This window comes from Geodermatophilus sabuli (assembly GCF_010686765.1).
Classification (GTDB): Bacteria; Actinomycetota; Actinomycetes; order Mycobacteriales; family Geodermatophilaceae; genus Geodermatophilus; species Geodermatophilus sabuli_A.
The window spans coordinates 309,388-329,827 of sequence record NZ_JAAGWF010000002.1; the positions used below are offsets into that span (position 1 = coordinate 309,388).

A 20,440-nucleotide genomic window follows, 5' to 3' on the forward strand; every position below is an offset into this window, starting at 1 on the left:
CGGTCCGGTGGCCGGCCGGCGGTGGCCGGCAGCAGCCCCGCCGGGCCGGCACGCTGACCTGCGGGGGAGCTCGTTCACCTTCGTGAGGTACACCTGCTGGATGCCTGCCGTTCACCTGGAAGTCGAGAAGAAGTACGCCGCCGACGATGCCTTCGAGCTGCCGTCCCTGACCGAGCTGGTGCGGGGAGCCTCGGCCGAGGGCGCCGGCGCCGATGGGCTCATCCCGCTCGCCGAGGGTGACTCCGTGCAGCAGCGGCTGACGGCGACCTACTTCGACACCGATGACCTCCGGCTGGCGGCGGCCGGGCTGACGCTGCGCCGGCGCACCGGCGGGGACGACGCCGGGTGGCATCTCAAGGTCCCTGCCGGGCGCGATGCCCGGTCTGAGGTGCGCCTCCCGGCCGGCCGCGCCGCCCGCACGGTGCCCTCCTCGCTGCGCAACCTGGTGTGGATCCACAGCCGTGGCGCTGCTCTGGTCCCGGTTGCCGAGATCGTCACCCAGCGCACGGTCCGGCGTCTGGTCGACCCCACCGGGCAGGTCCTGGCGGAGATCGCCGACGACCGGGTCACCGCGCGGCGGCTGCTGCCGTCGGAGGGCAGCGGCGACGCGGCCGGGGCGCCGACGTCGTGGCGCGAGATCGAGGTGGAACTGGTCGGCGGCCACGCCGAGCTGCTCGACGGCGTCGACGCCAGGCTGCGAGCCGAGGGCCTGCGCGCGGCCGGTGCGGCCTCGAAGCTCGCGCAGCTGCTCGGGACGGACGGCGTCGGGACCGAGGGAGCGCGCCCGCGGACGGGGAAGGCGGCGAAGCTGACCGCCAAGACGTCTGCGGGGGAGGTCCTGCTCGCCCACCTGCGCGAGCAGGTCGCGCAGGTGCGGGCCCAGGACCTGCCGGTCCGGCTGGACGCCCCCGACGCCGTCCACAAGATGCGCGTGGCCACTCGACGTCTGCGCAGCGCGCTCACCACCTTCAAGCCGCTGGTCGCCGCGGACGTCGCCAAGCCACTGCGGGCGGAGTTGAAGTGGCTCGCCGGCGAGCTCGGCGCCGCCCGCGACGCCGAGGTGATGCGCGACCGGGTGGCCGCGGCCGTCCGGAGCGAGGCGGACGGCGTCGAGCGCGGCCCGGCGGCCGCCATCGCCGGCCAGGAACTGGGGGAGGCCTACCGCAGCGCCCACGACCGGGTGCTCGCCGAGCTCGACGGCGACCGCTACCACCGGCTCATCGCCACGCTGGAGGAGCTCGTCGACTCTCCGCCGCTCACCGAGCGCGCGTCCGCGCCGGCGGGCACGGTCCTGCCGCGGCTGGTCGCGCGCAGTTTCGCCGTGGTGCGCAGCCTGGTGGAGGACGCCGCGGCCCGTCCGGACGGTGACGAGCGCGAGGAGCTGCTGCACGACGCTCGCAAGGCGGCCAAGGCCTCCCGGTACGCCGCCGAGTCCGTCGACCGGGTCTTCGGCCAGGACGCGACCGCCTTCGCGGAGGCGATGGAGGCGGTCCAGGAGACGCTGGGGGAGCACCAGGACTCCGTCCTCACCCGGCAGCGGCTCCACGACCTGGCGCTGCACACGCCCTCGACCCGAGCCGCCTTCCTCTACGGCCGCCTCCACGCCCTCGAGGAAGCGCGCGCCGCCCAGTCCCAGCAGCACTTCGACGATGCCTGGAAGGCCGCCCGCCGCAAGGCCCTGCACCGCTGGCTGCGCTGAAGGCCCGACCGGCGGCCCCTACAGCAACGCGGGCCGTGCGGGAGCGACCGTCGACGGACCGCGGTGGGAGCCTCGCACCACTGACCAGCGCAAACGGCACTGCCGGGAACAAGGGCGATGCCGCGGACGTGACTGGGAGTCCAGCGGACGGAGCCAGCTCACCGGTCCCGTGACGCTGCGGGCGCTCGACGCACAGCCCGACGATTCCCGGGTCTTCCCCTCTGATTGTCACAGACGGCTTGCCTGTGTCGTCTCGGGTGTGGAGCAGCCGCGCGAACCCGCTCGGTGACCATGGAACGTGAGACGCGAGGTGGACCGGACCCGCCGTCATCCCGGAGACCGAGACACCTGCGAACGCTTCATCCCCCATCAGCATCCGGAGGGGCAATGAGCACCCAACACGGCGACGTGAGGCGGACCCGAGTGGTGGTGATCGGGTCGGGTTTCGGCGGCCTGTTCGCCGCGCGGGCCCTGCGCAGGGCCGATGTCGATGTGACCCTGATTGCCCGGACCGGTCACCACCTGTTCCAGCCACTGCTCTACCAGGTGGCGACCGGGACCTTGTCCGAGGGGGAGATCGCCGCCCCCACCAGGGAGGTCCTGCGCCGGCAGGACAATGCGCGAGTGGTCCTCGGTGAGGTCACCGACATCGACCTCGACGCCCGGATGGTCATCTCGAGCGCCTTCGGTCGGACGAACGTGCACGTCTACGACGAGCTGATCGTGGCCGCCGGTGCCGGCCCGTCGTACGTCGGCCTCGACCGGTTCGCCGACTTCGCGCCGGGCCTGAAGAGCATCGATGACGCGCTCGAGTTGCGGGGGCGCATCCTCGGGGCCTTCGAGCTGGCGGAGCTGACCGGCGACCCGGCTGAGCTGGACCGGTTGTTGACCTTCGTGGTCGTCGGCGCCGGTCCGACCGGTGTGGAGATGGCCGGTCAGATCGCCGAGCTCGCGCGGCGCAGGCTACGTCGGGACTTCCGCAGCATCGATCCGGCCACCGCCCGGGTCGTGCTGGTGGAATCCGGCCCCGCGGTGTTGCCGACCTTCGGCGAGAAGCTCGGCGGCTCGGCCCGCCAGCGGCTGGGCGAGGTCGGTGTGGAGGTGCAGCTGGGCGCGACGGTCACCGACGTGGACGCCGACGGCGTCGACATCGAGTACACCGACGGCCACGTTCAGCGCATCCCAGCCGCCACCAAGGTCTGGGCCGCCGGTGTGCAGGCCAGCCCACTCGGCGGGGTGCTCGCCGAGCAGTCCGGCGCGGAGCTCGACGGCGCCGGCCGCGTGGCGGTGCTCCCTGATCTCACGCTGCCCGGCCACCCGGAGGTGCACGTCGTCGGTGACCTGGCAGCTCTCGATGACCTGCCGGGGCAGGCCCACGTCGCCATCCAGGGGGGCCGGTACGCCGCGACGGCCATCAAGCGCCGGATCGCAGGCAAGGCCCCTCTGGGGTTCTTCCGGTACGTCGACAAGGGCTCGATGGCGACGGTCTCGCGGTTCTCTGCGGTGGTGCGCCTCGGCAGGCTCCACTTCGAGGGCGTCACCGCCTGGACGATGTGGCTGGCCGTCCACCTCGTGTCCATCGTGGGCTTCACCAGCCGGGTGACGATCGTGCTGCACTGGCTGCTCAGCTTCATCGGCCGTGGCCGCGCTCAGCGGGTAGCCACCCAGCAGCAGGTGTACGGCCGACTGGCGCTGGAGCATCTCGGTCCGCGGTTCGCGCCTTCCATGTCCGGCGAGCACGCCGTGGTCACCCGGCCTCGCGACGAGGACCGCGCCGGTTCCCCGGCTCAGTCGGGCTTCGAGCGCCGAGCGCTGCAACACGTCGCACCGCAGGACGCTCGTGAGCTCCAGGGAGCTCGGCCGAGGCAGTGCAGCCCGCTGCGGGTAGCCCGCCACATGACGTCTCAGACCGCTGATCGAGGTGAGTGACATGCCGTCGAGCAGGTCTCGGAGAGTCCCCCTGTTGGAACTCGCGCGCCGTCGCCACGGTGCGGTCGAGGTCACGTTGTCCTGGGACCGGAACACCTCCACGGCAACGGTTGTCGTCTGGAACTGGAGCACCGGCGCATGCCTCGCTCTGAACGCTGACGCCGCCGACGCGCAGTACGCCTTCGCCCATCCGTACGCACATGCCGCAGCTCAAGGTGTCCCGGCCCGCGAGGTCCAGCTGGTCATCTGAGCGGTCACCGGCCACCCGGCCGAGCAGGGAACGCTCCCCGTCCGGTCCATCACCGGACGGTCACCGACACCCTCGGGAGCTGGAGGAGCAGGCGATGAGGACCCATGACCCTCTCGGCGGAGTCGTCTACGTCCACATGGTCCGCAAAGGGGACCCGTACGCCATTCCGGCCACGAGCTCGGTCCGAGACGCGCGCCTCCCGGCCGAGGTGCCGACAGCTCGCTCCGCACCTGCCTGCGCAGATGGACCAGGGCAGCACGGTGACCCAGCAACTCATCCGGCAGATCGACGTCGGCGTCCCCGGTCCTGACGGGCCGGGGACGGGACGCCGACACGGTGGACGAAGGACGTCCGACGGACCAGTGCTCACGAAAACCGGATCAGAGAGGACGGCGTGCAATGCGGATCGCGGTGGTCGGTGCGACGGGTCTGGTGGGGACGCCGACGGTCAGTGCCTTGCAGCACGGAGGCCATGTCGTCGTCCCGGTGACCCGCTCGACGGGTGTGGACCTCAGCACAGGAGAGGGCCTCGACGCGGCGCTGGACGGCGTCGACACGGTGGTGGATGTGACCAACACGGTCGCTGCCGATCCGACGGAGGCTGAGTCGTTCTTCGCAACAGCCACCGGCAACCTCCTCGCGGCCGAGGAACGTGCTGGGGTCCGACACCACGTGGTGGTGTCGATCGTGGGGCTCGACCGGATCCGGGGCAACGGCCACTACCACGGCAAGCGGCGCCAGGAGGCCATGGTGGAGCGGGGGCCCGTGCCGTGGACCATCCAGCGCGCCACGCAGTTCTTCGAGCTCCCCGCCATGGTCGTGGGTTGGACCGCCGCCCAGGGGGCTGCCCCGATCCCGCCGCTGCTGGTCCAACCCGTCGCCGTCCACGACGTCGCCGCCGTGCTCGCAGAGGTGGCCGCCGGCCCGCCACAGGGCCGGACCCGCGATCTGGCGGGGCCGGAGGCACACGACTTCGTCGACATGGCGCGGCGCATCCTCACCGCCCGGGGGGACCGCACCCGCTTGGTGCCGAGCTGGCGCGACGGTCCCTTCGGCGTGGAGGCTGCCGGCGAGGTGCTCCTGCCCGAGCCGACGGCGCGGCTGGGGTCCACGACGTTCGACTCCTGGCTCGCCGGCCAGTGACGGAAGAGAGCAACATGACCGACCACTCGCGTCGACCCTCACCAGCATCCATCGGCGACGTCGGAGCCGGCGCGTTCTTCGCGATCGTGGACGTGTTCGGTACCGATCCGCTCAGCGGGAACCCCGTGGCCGTCGTCGACCTGAGGTGTTCGGCGCCGGCCACAACGCGCGGGGCGCACGGTGGTGGATGGTGCACTCCGGCCGGGTCTCACCGCCGTCGGAAGGCGTCATCGCGCAGGAGATCGGCACGCGCCTGCGCGAGGTGAGACCGTCCCGCGAGCGGCTCACCATGCAGCAGGAGGCGGCCACATTCGGCGCGCACGTGGATCCGGTCGAGGTGGCGGCCTCCGTCGGTCTCGACCCGCGCTCCTTCGACGCAGCCGTTCCTCCGCGCGTGGAGGAGACCGGGGCCGACCACCTCATCGCCGTCGTCGACACCGGGTCGGCGCTGCAGGCGCGTGGATCCGGACATGAGCGCTGTGCGCGCTGTGACGGCGACCGCCGGCGCGGAGGGTCTGCATCTCGCGCCGGCACCGCGACCCTCAGCGCGCGGGGCTGGCTGGCCACGGCCCCATGACACGGACCGCTACAGCGAGATCCGGTGCACCTTCCCGCGAACGCGCGAGCGCACAGACAGGGCCACCGATACGAGCGAGTGTCCACCTGTGCGGGCTGGCTGACCCGTGCGGCGGCCTGACTCGCCCCGGCGTCACCCGTCGGCGGAACGTCCACCGGTCAGGTCTCCCGAGGACAGGCTCTCGGGGAGCTCGTGTCCGCGTACGCGGCGGAGTCTGGAGCTGGAGCGACAGGAACACGTCACAGGGGGCCGCGCTGTCTCGTCTTCTCCATACCGGCGACGAGACAGAACGGGAGCTGACGATGCGAGTGTTGGTGGCAGGTGGGAGCGGGGTCATCGGTCGCGGTGTGGTGTCCGCACTCGTCGCGCGAGGCCATCAGGTGAGTGCGACGACCACGGACTCCGCCAAGCTGGGACTCCTCCAGCGGCTCGGCGCCGAGGGGCGGGTCATGGACGGGCTCGACCCGCTGTCGGTCGGGGAGGTGGTGGCGGCGGCCAAGCCGGACGTCATCGTCAACCAGATGACCGGTCTCTCCGGACGGCACGCAGGCAAGGCCAACCCGCGGAGGCCCGACCGGTTCTTCGCGGCCACGAACCGGCTCCGTGCCGAGGGGATCGAGCACCTCCTGGACGCGGCTCGCGCGGCCGGCGTCGCACGGGTCGTGACCCAGAGCCACGGCAGCTTCAACGGGGCACGGACGGGTGGGTGGGTCAAGACGGAGGACGATCCCCTCGAGATGACCGAGGGGACCAGGGCGCTCGCCCACCTGGAGCAGGTCGTCACCGAGGCCGGCGGGGTCGCCCTGCGATATGGCGCCTTCTACGGGTCGGGGGCCAACGACGAGCAGGTCGCGTTGGTGCGCAGGCGCCTGCTCCCGATCGTCGGCCGGGGCACCGGCTACACCTCGTGGGTCCACGTGGACGACGCGGGAAGTGCCACGGTCCTGGCGGTGGAGCAGGACTGCACGGGCGTCTACAACATCGTCGACGACGAGCCGGCGCCGGTCTCGGAGTGGCTTCCGTTCCTCGCCGAGTGCGCGGGAGCGAAACCTCCCCGGCGGATCCCGGTGTGGCTCGCTCGAGTGCTCGCGGGCGACATGGCGGTCGGCATGATGACGGAGGGGCGGGGCTTCTCCAACGCCAAGGCGAAACGTGAGCTGGGCTGGGTGTTGCGCCACCCCTCGTGGCGTCAGGGTTTCCGGGAGGAACTGGCGTGAGGACGGAGGTGGCTGTCGTGAACCGCACCGAGGAGTTCGAAGAGCTGCGGCCCCTGCTCTTCTCCCTGTCCTACCGCCTGCTGGGCAGCGTGGCCGAGGCGGAGGACGCGGTGCAGGAAGCCTGGCTGCGCTACGAGTCGACCGCGGCGCGGCCCCGGTCACCCAAGGCATTCCTCTCCGCGGTGGTCACCAGGATCTCGATCGACGTGCTGCGCTCGGCGCGCGTTCGGCGCGAGCAGTACAGGGGGAGTGGCTGCCTGAGCCCCTCCTCACCGATCCGTACGAGGATCCCGCCCGGTCGGCAGAGCTGGCGGACTCTCTGTCCATGGCGGCACTCTTGCTGCTCGAACGCCTGTCGCCCCTCGAGCGCGCGGTGTTCGTGCTGCGGGAGGTCTTCGCCTACGACTTCGCTGACGTGGCCGCTGCGGTCGGGCGATCCGAGGCCGCCTGTCGCCAGCTGCTGGTGAGGGCTCGAAGCCACATCGACAGCGGACGGCCACGGTTCGAGGTGGACCGCCAGGCACGAGACGTGCTGGCGGCCCGGTTCTTCGACGCGTTCCGCGACGGCGATGTCGAGGGACTGAGGGACGTGCTCGCCGCGGACGTCCAACTCGTGGGCGACGCCGGAGGCAAGGCCCCGGCACTGAGCCGCATCGTGGTGGGCGTGGACAAGGTCGCGCGCCTGCTGGCGGCGATCTTCGCCGACCTCGCCCGGGTCGGCGCGACCCTCGAACGGTGCGAGGTGAACGGTCAGCCCGGCGCGATCCTCCGGGACCGCGAGGGCAGGGTGGCCTCCACGCTCGCGCTGGACCTGTTGGGTGGGCAGGTCCAGACCGTCCGCTCGGTCGGCAACCCCGACAAGCTCCGGCACCTGGGCCCGGTAGCAGATGCCTGGGCCCTCCACCGAGAGGTCAAGCAGGCTCGCGGCCGCTGAGTGCCGGCAGCGATGCCCAGCCCGAACTCCGGCTCGCAACGCACGGAAGAGCCTCGATCGGCCTGCCACCGGTCGGGGACGTCGGCGAGTTCCTGTTCACCGCCCGACCCCTGCTGGCCGCCGACCCGGCACTGGCCCCGTGGCGCGGGCCCGAGCGCTTCGACGTCATGCAGACCGGTGCGTGGATCCTGCCCGACGAGCGCCCACTCCCGGCCGAGCTGCTGACGTTCCTCGACGCCGGCGACCCACCACGGCTGCCCGGGCCGGCGTACCGCAGGTGGTGGTGCCTCGAGGCGGGGACCAGGTCTACTGGGCCCGCCGCGTCGCTGAACTCGGTATCGGCGCCGCTCACGACGGTCCGACCCCCACCGTCCAGTCCCTGTCAGTCGCGCTGAGGACGGTACTGACACCGGAGGCCAGCGCGCGAGCAACCGCGGTGGCCGCGGATGTCGGCGTCAACGGGGCGAGTACGGCCGCGGAACTGCTGATCGCCGGCGACGACGACGGAGTCGAACGCCTGGCCGAGTGCTCCAGCTAGGAGGAGGAGACGTGCGAGTGCGCATCCAGCCGGTCGCTCTCGGACTCGTCGTCGCTGCGGTCGTGCCGTACATCGCCCTCAAGGTGGTGTGGCTGACCGGAGCCAGCATCGGGGTGCAGGACGACACCGCGCTCGCAGAACTGCACAGCACCCGGATGGTCGTGGGCAACAACCTCACGATCCTGCTGGAGCTGATGGCCGTCGGGCTGGCCCTGGCGCTGAGCTCTGGCTGGGGACGACGTGTTCCTGCGTGGATCATGCTCAGCCTCGGCGCGGGTGCCACCGGGCTGCTGGCTCCGATCCTGCTCGGGCTGCCGATCGGCAGCGTCCTCCAGCTCGTGGTGCAGGGCGAGGTGCGCACGGGCGGCATGGAACACCTGCGTCCATGGGTCTTCGCCGTCGTCTACGGCGGCTTCGGACTGATGGCCATCGGGATCGTGGTGCTCGCCGCGCGCTACGCCGCGGTTCGGTGGAGCCACGTCCTGCGTCGCGCCCCGCACCCTCCGCCCGTGTGGGTGGGCGTGGCCGGCGGGCTCGGCCTGGTGCCCTTCGGCGCGGCCATGCTGTGGTGGGGCGTGTCCGGTCCGGGATCGACCGGGCCTCAGGCCATGGACGCTGTGGTGCAACGGACGACACTCGTCGTGACCGGCCTGCTGGCCGTCGCAGGCCTCCTGGCGCCGCTACTGCCAGGGATCTCCGGACGAGCACCGCGACTGGCGTGGCTCGCCGTCTGGGTCGGCTGCACCACGGCCGCGCTGCAAGCGCCCACCCACGTGCTTCTCGCCGACGGTGGGCACCCCAGCCGCGCGATGCTCCTCATCGGGGTCCTGACCATCTCCGGTAGCTCCATCTACGGGCTGCTGCTGTTGCGTCGACATCTGGCCCACGATCGCCTCCACGCGGCCTGAGTCGCGGGGGCTGGAGAACGAAGTGGAGGCGTGCCACGCCGCGCGCGCACGAACCCGGTCGGTCTGGCTCTGCATGCCCGCCGGGCGGGTCCCTGCCGTCACCCAGTCCGGCGACGTGCAACCGCGAAGGCTCCGCGCCGCTGCTCGCGGGGGACCCGATGCTGGGCCCGGCTGACACCCAGGCCGGTCGATCGGAGATGAGCACCAGAGGTGACCCTCGGCGGCGGCGGCGGGGTCCGTCGCAGGATGCGGGCGAACGGAGTCACCGATCACGTCCCTTGGGTCGGCAAGCCGTCACCTGATGACGCGAAGAGTCGGAATCGCCCCCTCATGACTGCATCAGCCACGGCTCGGACCGTGTCAGCGGCACTCTGGAGCGTCGAGTCGATGGCGTGCGCTTCCAGCTCACCGAGATCTGCGGACTGGTCCCACAGCGAGAGGATCGGGCCCTCGTGGACGAGTGCGTCGATGGCTGCGGAGGCCCGCGCATCAGCCGGACGTCTACCCCGAGAGGTCGGCCGGAGCGGTCGCTTCCTCGTCGGTCTCCGGACGACGACGTGGGGATGCGGGTCTCGCGTGGTGGTTCGCGCCGTGGCGGTCAGGGCGTCGACGTCGGGCTCGACGTGTCCATCAGGACGACGTCGACGTGGTCCAGCGCCGTGTCTGCGCTCTCCCCGGGGTCGTCGTCGATCGGGTCCGCCCGGCCCGGTGTCCGCGTCCGGGCCGCCCCGATCGGCCTGAGGATCATCTCCGGCCGGATCGCCCGCGCGCGCTGCCGTCCGTCCGCTCCGAGGCCCCGATCGATCCGGAGGGTGGTGGATCCCCTCGGCTGTCCAGGGTCGCCGGTCCGCAGCGGATGCATCGAGGGGTCGGTCCGCCCTGTTGCTGCGCTCGTCCCGAAATCGCTTGCGACGGCCCGCGGTGCCCCACGAACCTCACGGCATGACGTGTCTAGTGATGGTCCGCCGTGTCCGAAACGGCACATCGGACGCGAAGGTCTCGGCGCGCGTGGGGTTGGCATCCGCTCGATGAGGCCTGGGCTCGCCGGATCGTCGAGACGGCAGCCGTGCGGCGTGGGGAGCTGGTCCTCGACCTGGGAGCGGGTCTCGGGGCGCTGACGGGGCCGTTGCTCGACGCCGGCGCGCGCGTCCTGGCGGTGGAACTGCACCCGGCTCGGGCCGAGTGGTTGCGCACGTCCTTCGCCGGGCGGGCGGTGACCGTCGTGGAGGCCGACCTGGCCGATGTGTACTGGCCGGGGCGACCCTTCCGGGTCGTGGCCAGTCCGCCCTACGCAGGGACGACGGCGCTCGTGCGACGGCTGCTGACCGCTCGCACGCTCGTCGCCGCCGATGTGCTCCTGCAACGGTCGGCGGCCCAGCGTCTGGTGGCCGAACGACCGGGTAGCGGTCGCTGGACCGTGTCGCTCGGCCTGCCCGTGCCCCGCCGCGCCTTCTCCCCGCCACCGCGCACGGATTCCGTCGTACTGCGGGTCCGGCGCCGCGGACGGTCGGGTCGCCCCCTGGGCGTCAGTCGTTGCGCACCGTGTCGGGGATGCTGATGGCCGGCGATCCGGTCCGATGTGGGACGTCGAGTCCGCCGCCGGGGGGATCGGTGGCGTACACCCGGACCAGGATCCGATCGGCCACGAGGCGGTACGTGGTCAGCGCCAGCCGGATCCTCATCGATCACGGGCTGCGGCCGCACCAGGCCGCCGCGCTGGTCACCCGCGAACAGCCACATCTCATCGGGCACAGCGACATCGTGGCGCAGCACCTCACTCGCACGGCACCCATCGAGGGTCGACGCTGCCGCTGCTCGCCGATGTGCCGCCGCCGGGTCGCCCCATGGCGTGGTCCTTCCGTCTGCCAGGCCGGCTTGCCTGCCCGAGGAGCTGGGCGCCGACCGAGTCTCCCGGGACGAGCTCGACGGGGCATCGGCCGGCGAGGCGGTCGCCCCCCTCGACACCCGGCACGGTCGCGTCTCCGATGACGGCCATCTCGACGGTGCATGCCTCGTCCAAGAACGTCCAGCACATGGACCGTGGCGCGACGGGACCGATCGGCTTCTCGCCCAGGCCAGCCCTGGCGTCCGCAAGGCGGAGGAATGCGCGGAGCGGGCACGCCCGTCGAGGCCCGATCACGTGCTCGGACGGGCGGGGAGGCCCTGCTACGCCCCTTCGGCTGTGGCACCGGCGAGCAGCAGATCCGCTGCCTTCGCCGCCCACGCCGGGCGGAGGTCAGGAGAGGTGTCCCTCCCGATGTCACAGACGGTGGTGCTGCCTCGTCCCCGGTGCGTGGACAACCTCCTGATCCGGAAGGTGATGGTCGTGAGGGGAGTTCGTGGGCAGCGGGGGAGGAGGCGCCAGGCGGAAGCAGCGCCTGCACCTCGGGGCAGAGCAGCTCCGGGCAGGGCAACCGGGAGAAGGCGCCCCGCCCCGGCAGCCGGCATCGGCCAGCCCCCCGCGGGAACCGACGACCGGTTCGTCCCATCGAGCTGGCTGCGTCGGACGTTGAACACGGTGTACCCGGACCACTGGTCGTTCGTGCTCGGGCAGATCGCCGTCTGTTCGTTCATCGTCCTGCTGCTGTCCGGGATCTACCTGATGTTCTTCTTCGACCCCTCCATGCGCGAGGTCACGTATCAAGGGTCCTACGCGCCGCTACGAGGCCTGGACGTGTCGGCCGCCTACGACTCGGTACTGGACCTGTCGTTCGACGTCCGCGGCGGTCTGTTCATGCGGCAGCTCCACCACTGGGCCGCCCTGCTCCTCGTCGCCGCGATCGTGCTGCACCTGCTGCGCCTCTTCTTCACCGGCGGCTTCCGCCGTCCGCGGGGGAGCAGCTGGATCATCATGGTCGGTCTCCTGGCCCTGGCGCTCCTCGACGGCGTGACCGGCTACACCGTGGTGGACGACCTGCTGTCGGGTACCAGCCTCCGGATCGTCAGCGCGATCATCCTGTCGATCCCGCTGATCGGGACGTGGGCGCACTTCGCACTGTTCGGCGGCGACTTCCCCGGCGAGGTGATCATCGGCCGGCTGTACGTCCTCCACGTGCTGCTGGTCCCGGCCGTCATGCTCGTCCTGGTCGCGGTCCACCTGCTGCTGACAGCGAAGCAGCAGCGCACCCAGTTCCCCGGCCCCGGACGGACCGAGCACGACCTCGTCGGCAACCGCCTGTTCCCGACACACGCCGGCAGGGCCACCGGTCTGTTCTTCCTGGTGGTCGGCGTCTGCGCCGTCCTCGGCGGCCTGGTGCAGATCAACCCGGTGTGGCTGTGGGGCCCGTACGACCCGGCGCACGTGTCGGCGGCCGCGCAGCCGGACTGGTACACGATGTTCCTGGAAGGGGCGAATCGTCTGTTCCCCGCCTGGGACATCGTCCTCCCCGGCGGCTACACGATCCCGGCCATGTTCTGGCCCACCGTGGTCCTGCCGGGGATCCTCTTCACGCTCCTCGCGGCTTACCCCGTCATCGAGCGGCGACTGACCGGCGACACCGCGCAGCACCACCTCCTGCAGCGCCCGCGCGACGTCCCGGTGCGGACCTCCCTGGGCATGATGGCGATCGCGTTCTACGTCGTGCTCCTGCTCGCGGGCGCAGGCGACGTCATCGCCGAGACGTTCGACATCAGCCTGAACGCCATGATCTGGGTCGGGCGCATCGGCTGCATCGTCCTCCCACCCATTGCCTACGTGACCACCTACCGGATCTGTCTGGGTCTGCAGATGCACGACCGCGAGGTGCTCGACCACGGCATCGAGACCGGCGTCCTCCGGCGGCTGCCGCACGGCGGGTTCGTGGAGGTGCACCAGCCCCTCGGCCCCGTCGACCGGAACGGCCACGGTCTCCTGCAGTACGGCGGTGCTCCGGTGCCCAAGAAGTTCAACCAGGTCGGCGCCGCTCCCCGCACCGTCCGCGGGTTCTTCTCGCCGATCGAGACGGCGGCCCAGGTCGACCTCCAGCTGGATGCCGCGCGCCCTGGGCCGGGAGCGGCCCACCCCGCGAGAGGCCGAGAGCCCGCCAGCTGATGTCACAGGCGGCGGCGGCCACTCGTCTCACACGCGAGCGGAACTCCGGAGAGACGGGACGCGAACAGCGTGCGCGCGTTCGTGGCCGGCGATCCAGGTGTCGTGGGACGGCGACCGGTGTCGCAGCTCATCGGGCGGGGCCGCTGTGTCGACGCCACGACGACACGCTCGGACCGGCTCGGCCTGCTCGAGGAACGGGGCGCCGACGGCGTCGTGCTGGACGGGCTGGACGGAGCGATGGCCGGTGAGGCGGTCGCCCAGGGTCGAGCAGGACAGGCTGCTGCGGCTGCGTGACCCATGCCACACGCCGTTCCTGTCAGCGATCGGGGTGCCGTTCCGCTCAATCCACATGGAGCAACGAACCGACGGGAGCAACATGAAGCACCGCATCGTCGTCCTCGGCGCCGGCTACGCCGGGGCCTTCACTGCCGGGCACCTGGCTCGCCGGCTGTCGCCGGCGGACACCGAGATCACCGTGGTCAACGCCGAGCCGGACTTCGTCCAGCGGCTGCGGCTGCACCAGCTCGCGGCAGGACAGCAGATCGCGGCTCCGCACCTCACCGACGTCTTCGCGGGAACGGGGATACGGCTGCGCCTGGCCCGGGTGACCGCCGTCGACCCCGAGCGTCAGGTCGTCGCCGTTGCCGACTCCGACGGCGACGGCGAGATCGGCTACGACACCTTGCTGTACACGCTGGGCAGCGCCGTCGCCGACCACGGTGTCCCCGGCGTGGCCGAGCACGCCTTCCACGTCACGAGTCGTCCGGCGGCGCTGCGCCTGCGGGGTCGCCTGGAGGACCTGAGGGAAGGCGGAGAGGTGCTGGTCGTCGGCGACGGGTGGACCGGCATCGAGACCGCTGCCGAGTTCGCCGAATCCCGGCCTGACCTGTCGGTCTCGCTCGTGGCCCGCGACGAACTGGGCGCGCGGCTCTCGCCGGGGGCGCGTCGCCATCTGCGTCGGGTGTTCGACCGGCTGGGTGTCACGGTCGTGGAGCACACCACCATCGAAGCCGTGGAGGCGACGCGGGCCATCGGCGCCGACGGCACCGTCTTCGAGTCCGACGCGACCGTCTGGACCGCTGGATTCGCGGTCAACCCGATCGCCGCCGCCAGCGGGCTGCACGTCGCGGAGAACGGTCAGATACTCGTGGATCGCACCATGCGGTCGGTCTCGCACCCCAACGTCTATGCCGCCGGGGACAGCGTCTACGCCATCGGCGACAACGGCCGGCCGCTGCCGATGTCCTGCGCTTCGGCCGGCTACACCGGCGGACAGGCCATGGACGCGATCGTGGGACGCCTGACCGGTTCTGAGATCCCGAACACCAAGCTGGTCTACCCGGGCAACCACATCAGCCTTGGACGGCGGGACGGGATCCTGCAGACCGTCGACGACGAAGGGCGCCCGAAGCCGAAGTACGTGGGGGGCCGGACGGCCGCGCGGATCAAGGCGGGCATCGTCACGACCTCGCTGTGGGCCGTCTCGCACCCGACCTTCGGCCTGCCCAAGCGCCAACGCCGTGTGGTCGCCGCACCTGTTGCGTCCCGTCGAGAAGGCGATCGCGCAGCCGCCTAGGGGAAGCAGGATGGACAGCACCGCCACTGATCGGTTCGACACCGATCGGTTCGAGGCCAGCCGGAACCGGCTGGCCTCCTTGGCGTATCGGTTGCTGGGCTCCGCCGCCGACGCCGAAGACGCTGTGCAGGATGCCTTCCTGCACTGGCAGGCCGCCGACCGACAGCGGATCAAGGTGCCGGAAGCATGGCTGACCAAGGTCGTCACCAACCTGTGCCTCGACCGACTCCGCTCGGCACGAGCCCGCCGCGAACGCACCGTCGGCGCCTGGCTGCCCGAACCGCTCCTCGACGGCGACCCGATGCTCGGCCCGGCCGACACCTTCGAACAGCGCGAATCGGTCTCTCTGGCCGTGCTGACTCTCATGGAACGCCTGTCACCCCACGAACGCGCCGTCTACCTCCTGAGCGAAGCGTTCACCTACAGCCACGGCGAGATCGCCGGGATCCTCGACATCACCGAGTCCGCGAGCCAACAGCACCTCCACCGGGCCCGGCGCCGCATCACCGCCGCGCGTCGGGCGGGCGACGAGGTCGACCCGACGTTCGCTCGCAGGATCGTCGAGGAATTCCTCATCGCTGCCTCCTCGGGCCACACCGAACGGCTGGTGACGCTGCTCACCGACGACGCGACCGCGATCTCCGACGGCGCCGGCCTGACCGAGACGCTGCTGCAGTACGACACTCCACAGCGCATCGCCGCTGTCGCACGGGCAGGCTTCGCACCCGCACCCGCGAAGCGGCGACTGGCCGGTGGCACGCCTGCCGTCCACTACGCGCTCGTCAACGGCGCACCCGCGATCCTCTTCGTCGTCGGCGACCAGGTCGTCGGCGCAGTGGGGTTCGACATCACCAGCGGCAAGATCGCAACGGTGCGTGGCATCGCCGCCCCCACCCGACTCGTCCGCCTCACTGCAGCCTGGCGGCAGCACGAACGGGACACCCCGCTCATGGCCCAGTGGTGACCTGACGCCGGCCGCAGCCAGGCGCAGGACGCGCCCGCCGATCGATCAGTCCGTCGGAAGGGATCAGCCGCACACCGAACACCGTGCAGTGGCCTGCCGACCGCCTGCGCGGACGACGTCCGTTGCTCCTGCGGCGGTCGTCACCTCGCTCGAACAGCCAGTCGCAGCGTGGGGCGGGACGCCGACCGCCAGCACGATCGGGTCTCATCCGACGAACACGAGGATCGTCGGATCACTGGCCATCCGCGGAGCTGCGCGAGCGTGAGCCTGCGGCCCGTTCGGCGGCGACGATGTGGTGCTCCGCGAGGCGTGGGAGCAGCGGACGGCTCACTCGGGGATCGACGTGCTGGATCGGTTCTCGGTCATCACCGGTGGCACGGACAGGGGGCGGTCGAGGTCACCCCGGCTCACCTCCGACGTGCGCCCGCAGTGTCGTGGTCGGTCTGCGGAGGGAGACGACGAGGAGGACCAGCCCGAGGAGGATCCACCCGCCGAGCACGAGGAGGGCGCGCTGGGAGCCGGCTCCGTCGAAGAAGGCTGCGGAGCGGATGACCGTTCCCGCCGCACCGATGGGGAGGAGCTGACCGATGTCACCCCAGGGTTGCGGCAGCCAGGCCGGCCCTGTGGCGAGTGCAGAAAGGGGGTTGGCCACGAAGACCATGGTCAGGGCGCCGATCGCGATACCGGCGTACCCCAGCAGTGACTCGAGGCCGAGGATGGTGAGCGAGATCGCGGCGATGCCGAGCCCCACCCCAGCCGCGGTGCCCCAGTAGGTTCCGTCGACGGCTCCGAGCCAGTACTGGAGCATGGCTGTCGTGGCCAGCCCGGCCAGAGCGGAGAAGGCAACCGAGCCGGCGACACGCAGTGCCCTTCGACGGCGAGAGAGTGTCGAGAGCAGAACGGCTGAGACCGTGCCACCGATGGCGAGCGGAAGAGCCAGCGCGGCGATTCCGGCCCCGGTCGGGTCGTCGTCGGTGAGTGGTACGACGTCGGTGTAGACCACAGCCAGCCCCTCGGCCGCCAGTCCGTCGCCGACGTCGTGCAGCAGCGTGGTGTACGGCACCCCCGCGGCAGAGGCGGTCTTGACCTCGACTCCCTCGGGCGTGAGGGAGATCCCGCCCACGGCATCGCGATCCTCGATCGCACCGGTGACCTCGTCGCCACGGGCGTAGACCGCTACGTCGAAGCCGCGAGGACTCTTCTCGTCCAGGGCGTTCTGCAGCCGACTGACAGCCGGAGCCGGTCCCGAGATCGCCAGCGGCAGGTCGTGGGGACCGGAGTTCATCGGGGGTGCGGAGAAGGCCAACAGCATGAGGCAGATCGCGGCGGCCAGGCCGACCACCACGCCGATGAGCACGGTGGGTCGAGCCGAGGCCTCGGGGTCCGCGCCTGAGCATCCGATCATGGGTTCCTCCCAGGGAGCCGAGCCGGCTGTGTGTGCCACAGACACCGAGCCGGCTCGGCAACGGTCGAAGCGGTCGCCTCAGTCGTTGAGGCGTCCGTGCCGGAACTCGCGTCCCGGCTCAAGATCGAGACGAGGTGACCTGGTCCGTCTGTGACATGGGGACGTCGGCGTGGGTTCGGGGGTGGTCTCCCCATGCGCCCGGCCACATGGCGCTCCTGACGTCACAGGCTCTGGGGGTGTCTCGTCTCACTGACGAGTACGTCTACCGGCTCGACCGAAGCGATCGGACCCTCATCGCCCCACGCGTACGGAGCCCGCCTCATGGCTGAGATCCCCGCGAGCACGCAGATCTCGGAGATCACCGACTCGATGCAGACCAGACCGACCGTCGAGCCGCGCCCGCCCACCCCGCCCGGCCCGTTCGTGGTCGCCGTCGGGCTCCTCGTCGCCCTGTGGTGCGCCGGGTTCGCCGCGGTCAGCGTCTGGTTCGAACTCACGGACCACTTCGAGGTCGGTCAGTACGCCGACGACGCGGCGGCCCTCTCGGTGGTGGACTGGTTCGTGGCAGCGCTCAAGGTCATGGGAGCTGCGGTGGCCCTCCTGGCGGTCAGCCGTACGCCCCGATTCCTGGGACCCAGAACAGTCGGCACGTTGCTGTGGGCCGCCTTTGCCACCCTGGCGGTGTACGTCGCCGGCAGCATCACCCAGGCGGTGGTCATGCTGGCCGGCTCTGCCGGCGATGCGGAGCAGGTCGACGCCGCGTCCGTGGGCTACGTGCTGGCGATGCTGCTCGGCGCCGCGGGGTTCGGCGTCCTCGCGATCTCTTACGCCCGCCGGGCCGCGCTGGGCCGGCGCGTGATGCTGATCGGGGTCTGCGGCGCGCCCGTCGTGCTCGGGAGCGTCTTCCTCGGCCTGCCGGCGATCCTCAGGGCCGTGGGGCTCCTGTCCGGCCCGTAACGGGCCGATCTCGTGTCCGAGGGGGGACTTTGGCACCGCGAAGTGGGAGCCGTCCCACCAGCGGCCGCCCCGGCGGGGGAGGAGCGCGGTGTGCGCGGCTTCGTGGACATGGTCGGAACGTAGCCCCCCAGGTCGGACAGGATCACACACGTTCGGTCTCTGCGGCGTCCTCTTCTGCGACGAGCCGCATGAGTTGCCTTGATCCAATGTCCACAGTCTGTGACATGACGCAGAGAATCGGGCGGACCTGTCACAGGCCGATGAGGCGTCTCGTCGTCGAGTGCACAACGTGCCAACACGACGGGAGATAAGAGATGAAGGTCTTCGTTGCGGGTGCCGCCGGTGCCATCGGTATCCGTCTGATCCCGCAGCTCGTTGCGAACGGCCATCAGGTCGTCGCGACGACGCGCAGCGAGCGGAAGTTCGCCATGCTGCGCGCCCTCGGCGCCGAGCCGGTGGCGCTCGACGGGCTGGACGCGGCGGCTGTCGGTGAGGCGGTGTCGCTCGCGAGCCCGGACGTGATCGTGCATCAGATGTCGGCGCTGGCAGGCGGCGCCAACCTCAAGAAGTTCGACGAGTGGTTCCACACCACCAACGCGCTGCGGACCGAGGGCACCCGGCACCTGCTCGCGGCGGCTGAGGCGGCCGGCGTGAGAAAGCTGGTCGCGCAGAGCTACACCGGTTGGACCAACATCCGCGAAGGTGGCCCGGTCAAGACCGAGGCCGACCCTCTCGACCCGCACCCCGCTAAGTGGCAGCGTGAAAGCATCGACGCTGTCGCGTACCTCGAGCGCACCGTGACGGCGGCCCCGTTGGAGGGCGTCGTGCTGCGGTACGGCAACTTTTACGGCCCCGGCGCCTCTGAGGAGCTGGTCGAGCTGGTCCAGCAGCGCAAGATGCCGATGATCGGCGACGGCGCCGGCGTCTGGTCCTGGATCCACCTCGACGACGCAGCAGCGGCAACGGTCGCTGCGGTCGAGCACGGACACGCGGGCATCTACAACATCGTCGACGACGAGCCGGCGACCGTGGCGGAGTGGCTGCCGTACCTGGCGGAGTGCATCGGCGCGAAGCGGCCGATGCGGGTGCCGACCTGGCTCGGGCGGATGGCCGCCGGGGAGACCACGGTGCAGTGGATGACGCAGGCGCGCGGCGCCTCGAACGCCAAGGCGAAGCGGGAGCTCGACTGGAACCCGACGTGGGCCACCTGGCGAACCGGGTTCCGGCACGGGCTGCACGAGGTACCGAAGGCTGCGGCGTGAGCACCTCGACGGAAGCGGCGTTCCGCGAGCTACGCCCGTTGATGTTCTCGATCTCCTACCGGATGCTCAGCAGCGCGGGCGACGCCGAGGACGTCGTACAGGAGGCGTTCATCCGCTACCAGCACGCACTCGAGGATGGCGCCGTCATCGAGTCGCCGAAGGCGTACCTCTCGGCCGTCGTCACGCGGCTCTCGATCGATCGGCTGCGCTCGGCCGTCGTACGACGAGAGACCTATGTCGGCGAGTGGCTGCCCGAGCCGCTGCTCACCGACACCTCCCACGACCCGGCGGCGCACGCGGAGCTCTCCGACTCGGTGTCGATGGCGTTCCTGCTCGTCCTCGAACGGCTGAACCCGGTCGAGCGTGCGGTGTTCCTGCTGCACGACGTGTTCAACTACGGGTACGACGAGATCGCGTCCATCGTCGAGAAGGAGGAGGCGAACTGCCGCCAGCTCGCCAGCCGCGCGCGACGTCACGTGCAGGCCGAGCGGCCGCGGTTCGACACCACGCCCGAGCAGCGCGACGACCTCGCCGACAAGTTCTTCGCCGCGTTCACCGACGGCGATCTCGACGGCCTGGTCTCCCTGCTGGCCGCCGACGCAAGGACGTACGGCGACGGCGGCGGCAAGGCTCCGCAGTGGGCGGTCCCGATCGTGGGCGCCGCGAAGGTCGCGCGGCTGTTCCTGGCGATGAGCAAGCAGCTGCTCACGCACAAGCTGGCGGTCGAGCGGCACGAGGTCAACGGCCAGCCGGGCGCGGTCGTCCGAACCCGGGCCGGCGAGCTGATCAACGTGTTCGCCCTCGACATCGCCGACGGCAAGGTGCAGGCCGTCCGGTCAGTGATCAACCCCGACAAGCTGCGGCACCTCGGCCCCGTCGCCGACGTCTGGGCGTTGGGGCGACGGCCGCGTGACTGAGCTGGCCAGTGGATACCGATGCCCGACCCGGCTCGAGCAAGCCCGACGGCCGTCTATCGAGAGCTCCTCCCGCGTGGAATGGACCATGGGTCGAACCGCCGAACCGCCGAACCGCCGAACCGCCGAACCGCCGA

18 protein-coding genes and 1 pseudogene are annotated in these 20,440 nt (G+C 71.2%); 16 read left to right on the forward strand and 3 right to left on the reverse strand.

Annotated features, from left to right (window positions below; genetic code table 11):
• Positions 1-100: 100 nt before the first annotated feature.
• The 9 genes and pseudogenes from GCU56_RS01630 to GCU56_RS01660 all read left to right on the forward strand — a co-directional run bounded on the left by GCU56_RS01630 (position 101) and on the right by GCU56_RS01660 (position 9,195).
• The gene (locus GCU56_RS01630; RefSeq protein WP_163479749.1) at positions 101-1,699 is read left to right on the forward strand and encodes a CYTH and CHAD domain-containing protein; all 1,599 of its coding nucleotides are present in this window, start codon (positions 101-103) and stop codon (positions 1,697-1,699) included.
• 408 nt (positions 1,700-2,107) lie between these two features.
• Entirely contained in the window at positions 2,108-3,628 is a 1,521-nt protein-coding gene (locus tag GCU56_RS01635) for an NAD(P)/FAD-dependent oxidoreductase (protein ID WP_345771575.1), read from the forward strand.
• 34 nt (positions 3,629-3,662) lie between these two features.
• Positions 3,663-3,878: a hypothetical protein gene (locus tag GCU56_RS01640; RefSeq protein WP_163479751.1), complete on the forward strand. Its 216-nt coding sequence runs from the start codon at positions 3,663-3,665 to the stop codon at positions 3,876-3,878.
• 399 nt (positions 3,879-4,277) lie between these two features.
• Entirely contained in the window at positions 4,278-5,021 is a 744-nt protein-coding gene (locus tag GCU56_RS01645) for an SDR family oxidoreductase (RefSeq protein ID WP_163479752.1), read from the forward strand.
• Positions 5,022-5,900: 879 nt separating this feature from the next.
• Positions 5,901-6,815 carry an NAD-dependent epimerase/dehydratase family protein gene (locus tag GCU56_RS01650; protein WP_163479753.1) on the forward strand — a complete coding sequence of 305 codons (915 nt, stop codon included), beginning with the start codon at positions 5,901-5,903 and terminating at the stop codon, positions 6,813-6,815.
• 89 nt (positions 6,816-6,904) lie between these two features.
• Positions 6,905-6,979: pseudogene (locus GCU56_RS25455) on the forward strand (hypothetical protein); the annotation flags it as partial.
• Between the two features lie 161 nt (positions 6,980-7,140).
• Entirely contained in the window at positions 7,141-7,749 is a 609-nt protein-coding gene (locus GCU56_RS01655) for a sigma factor-like helix-turn-helix DNA-binding protein (RefSeq protein ID WP_204331255.1), read from the forward strand.
• On the forward strand, positions 7,703-8,287 hold the full coding sequence (locus GCU56_RS25825; RefSeq protein ID WP_440588723.1) for a nucleotide disphospho-sugar-binding domain-containing protein: 585 nt from the start codon (positions 7,703-7,705) through the stop codon (positions 8,285-8,287). Before GCU56_RS01655 ends, GCU56_RS25825 begins: the two co-directional genes overlap by 47 nt.
• A gap of 11 nt (positions 8,288-8,298) precedes the next feature.
• Positions 8,299-9,195: a hypothetical protein gene (locus GCU56_RS01660; RefSeq protein WP_163479754.1), complete on the forward strand. Its 897-nt coding sequence runs from the start codon at positions 8,299-8,301 to the stop codon at positions 9,193-9,195.
• Between the two features lie 598 nt (positions 9,196-9,793).
• Here the strand turns inward: GCU56_RS01660 and GCU56_RS01665 are convergent.
• Entirely contained in the window at positions 9,794-9,943 is a 150-nt protein-coding gene (locus GCU56_RS01665) for a hypothetical protein (protein WP_163479755.1), read from the reverse strand.
• Between the two features lie 219 nt (positions 9,944-10,162).
• Between GCU56_RS01665 and GCU56_RS25460 the strand changes: the two genes are divergently transcribed.
• Positions 10,163-10,753: an rRNA adenine N-6-methyltransferase family protein gene (locus tag GCU56_RS25460; protein WP_163479756.1), complete on the forward strand. Its 591-nt coding sequence runs from the start codon at positions 10,163-10,165 to the stop codon at positions 10,751-10,753.
• Here GCU56_RS25460 and GCU56_RS01675 read toward each other — a convergent pair.
• A complete protein-coding gene (locus GCU56_RS01675) occupies positions 10,722-10,877 on the reverse strand; it encodes a hypothetical protein (RefSeq protein ID WP_163479757.1) in 156 nt (51 codons plus the stop codon). The two genes, GCU56_RS25460 and GCU56_RS01675, sit on opposite strands and share 32 nt — an antisense overlap.
• 638 nt (positions 10,878-11,515) lie before the next feature.
• On the opposite strand from GCU56_RS01675, the gene qcrB reads away from it, so the two are divergent.
• The 3 genes from qcrB (at position 11,516) to GCU56_RS01690 (ending at position 15,765) form a co-directional block, all read left to right on the forward strand.
• Positions 11,516-13,225, forward strand: a complete 1,710-nt coding sequence (qcrB, locus tag GCU56_RS01680) for a cytochrome bc1 complex cytochrome b subunit (RefSeq protein ID WP_163479790.1) — start codon at positions 11,516-11,518, stop codon at positions 13,223-13,225.
• 244 nt (positions 13,226-13,469) lie between these two features.
• Positions 13,470-14,801 (forward strand): FAD-dependent oxidoreductase, encoded by a 1,332-nt coding sequence (locus GCU56_RS01685; protein ID WP_204331256.1) that lies wholly within the window; start codon positions 13,470-13,472, stop codon positions 14,799-14,801.
• A 10-nt stretch (positions 14,802-14,811) separates the two neighbouring features.
• A complete protein-coding gene (locus GCU56_RS01690; RefSeq protein ID WP_163479758.1) occupies positions 14,812-15,765 on the forward strand; it encodes a sigma-70 family RNA polymerase sigma factor in 954 nt (317 codons plus the stop codon).
• A gap of 397 nt (positions 15,766-16,162) precedes the next feature.
• Here GCU56_RS01690 and GCU56_RS01695 read toward each other — a convergent pair whose 3' ends face one another.
• Entirely contained in the window at positions 16,163-17,122 is a 960-nt protein-coding gene (locus GCU56_RS01695; protein WP_204331257.1) for a hypothetical protein, read from the reverse strand.
• A gap of 369 nt (positions 17,123-17,491) precedes the next feature.
• On the opposite strand from GCU56_RS01695, the gene GCU56_RS01700 reads away from it, so the two are divergent.
• The 3 genes from GCU56_RS01700 (at position 17,492) to GCU56_RS01710 (ending at position 20,306) form a co-directional block, all read left to right on the forward strand.
• Positions 17,492-18,127: a hypothetical protein gene (locus GCU56_RS01700; protein ID WP_163479759.1), complete on the forward strand. Its 636-nt coding sequence runs from the start codon at positions 17,492-17,494 to the stop codon at positions 18,125-18,127.
• 314 nt (positions 18,128-18,441) lie between these two features.
• On the forward strand, positions 18,442-19,389 hold the full coding sequence (locus tag GCU56_RS01705; RefSeq protein ID WP_163479760.1) for an NAD-dependent epimerase/dehydratase family protein: 948 nt from the start codon (positions 18,442-18,444) through the stop codon (positions 19,387-19,389).
• On the forward strand, positions 19,386-20,306 hold the full coding sequence (locus GCU56_RS01710; RefSeq protein ID WP_345771577.1) for an RNA polymerase sigma-70 factor: 921 nt from the start codon (positions 19,386-19,388) through the stop codon (positions 20,304-20,306). The genes GCU56_RS01705 and GCU56_RS01710 overlap by 4 nt, the downstream gene beginning before the upstream one ends.
• Positions 20,307-20,440: the final 134 nt, after the last annotated feature.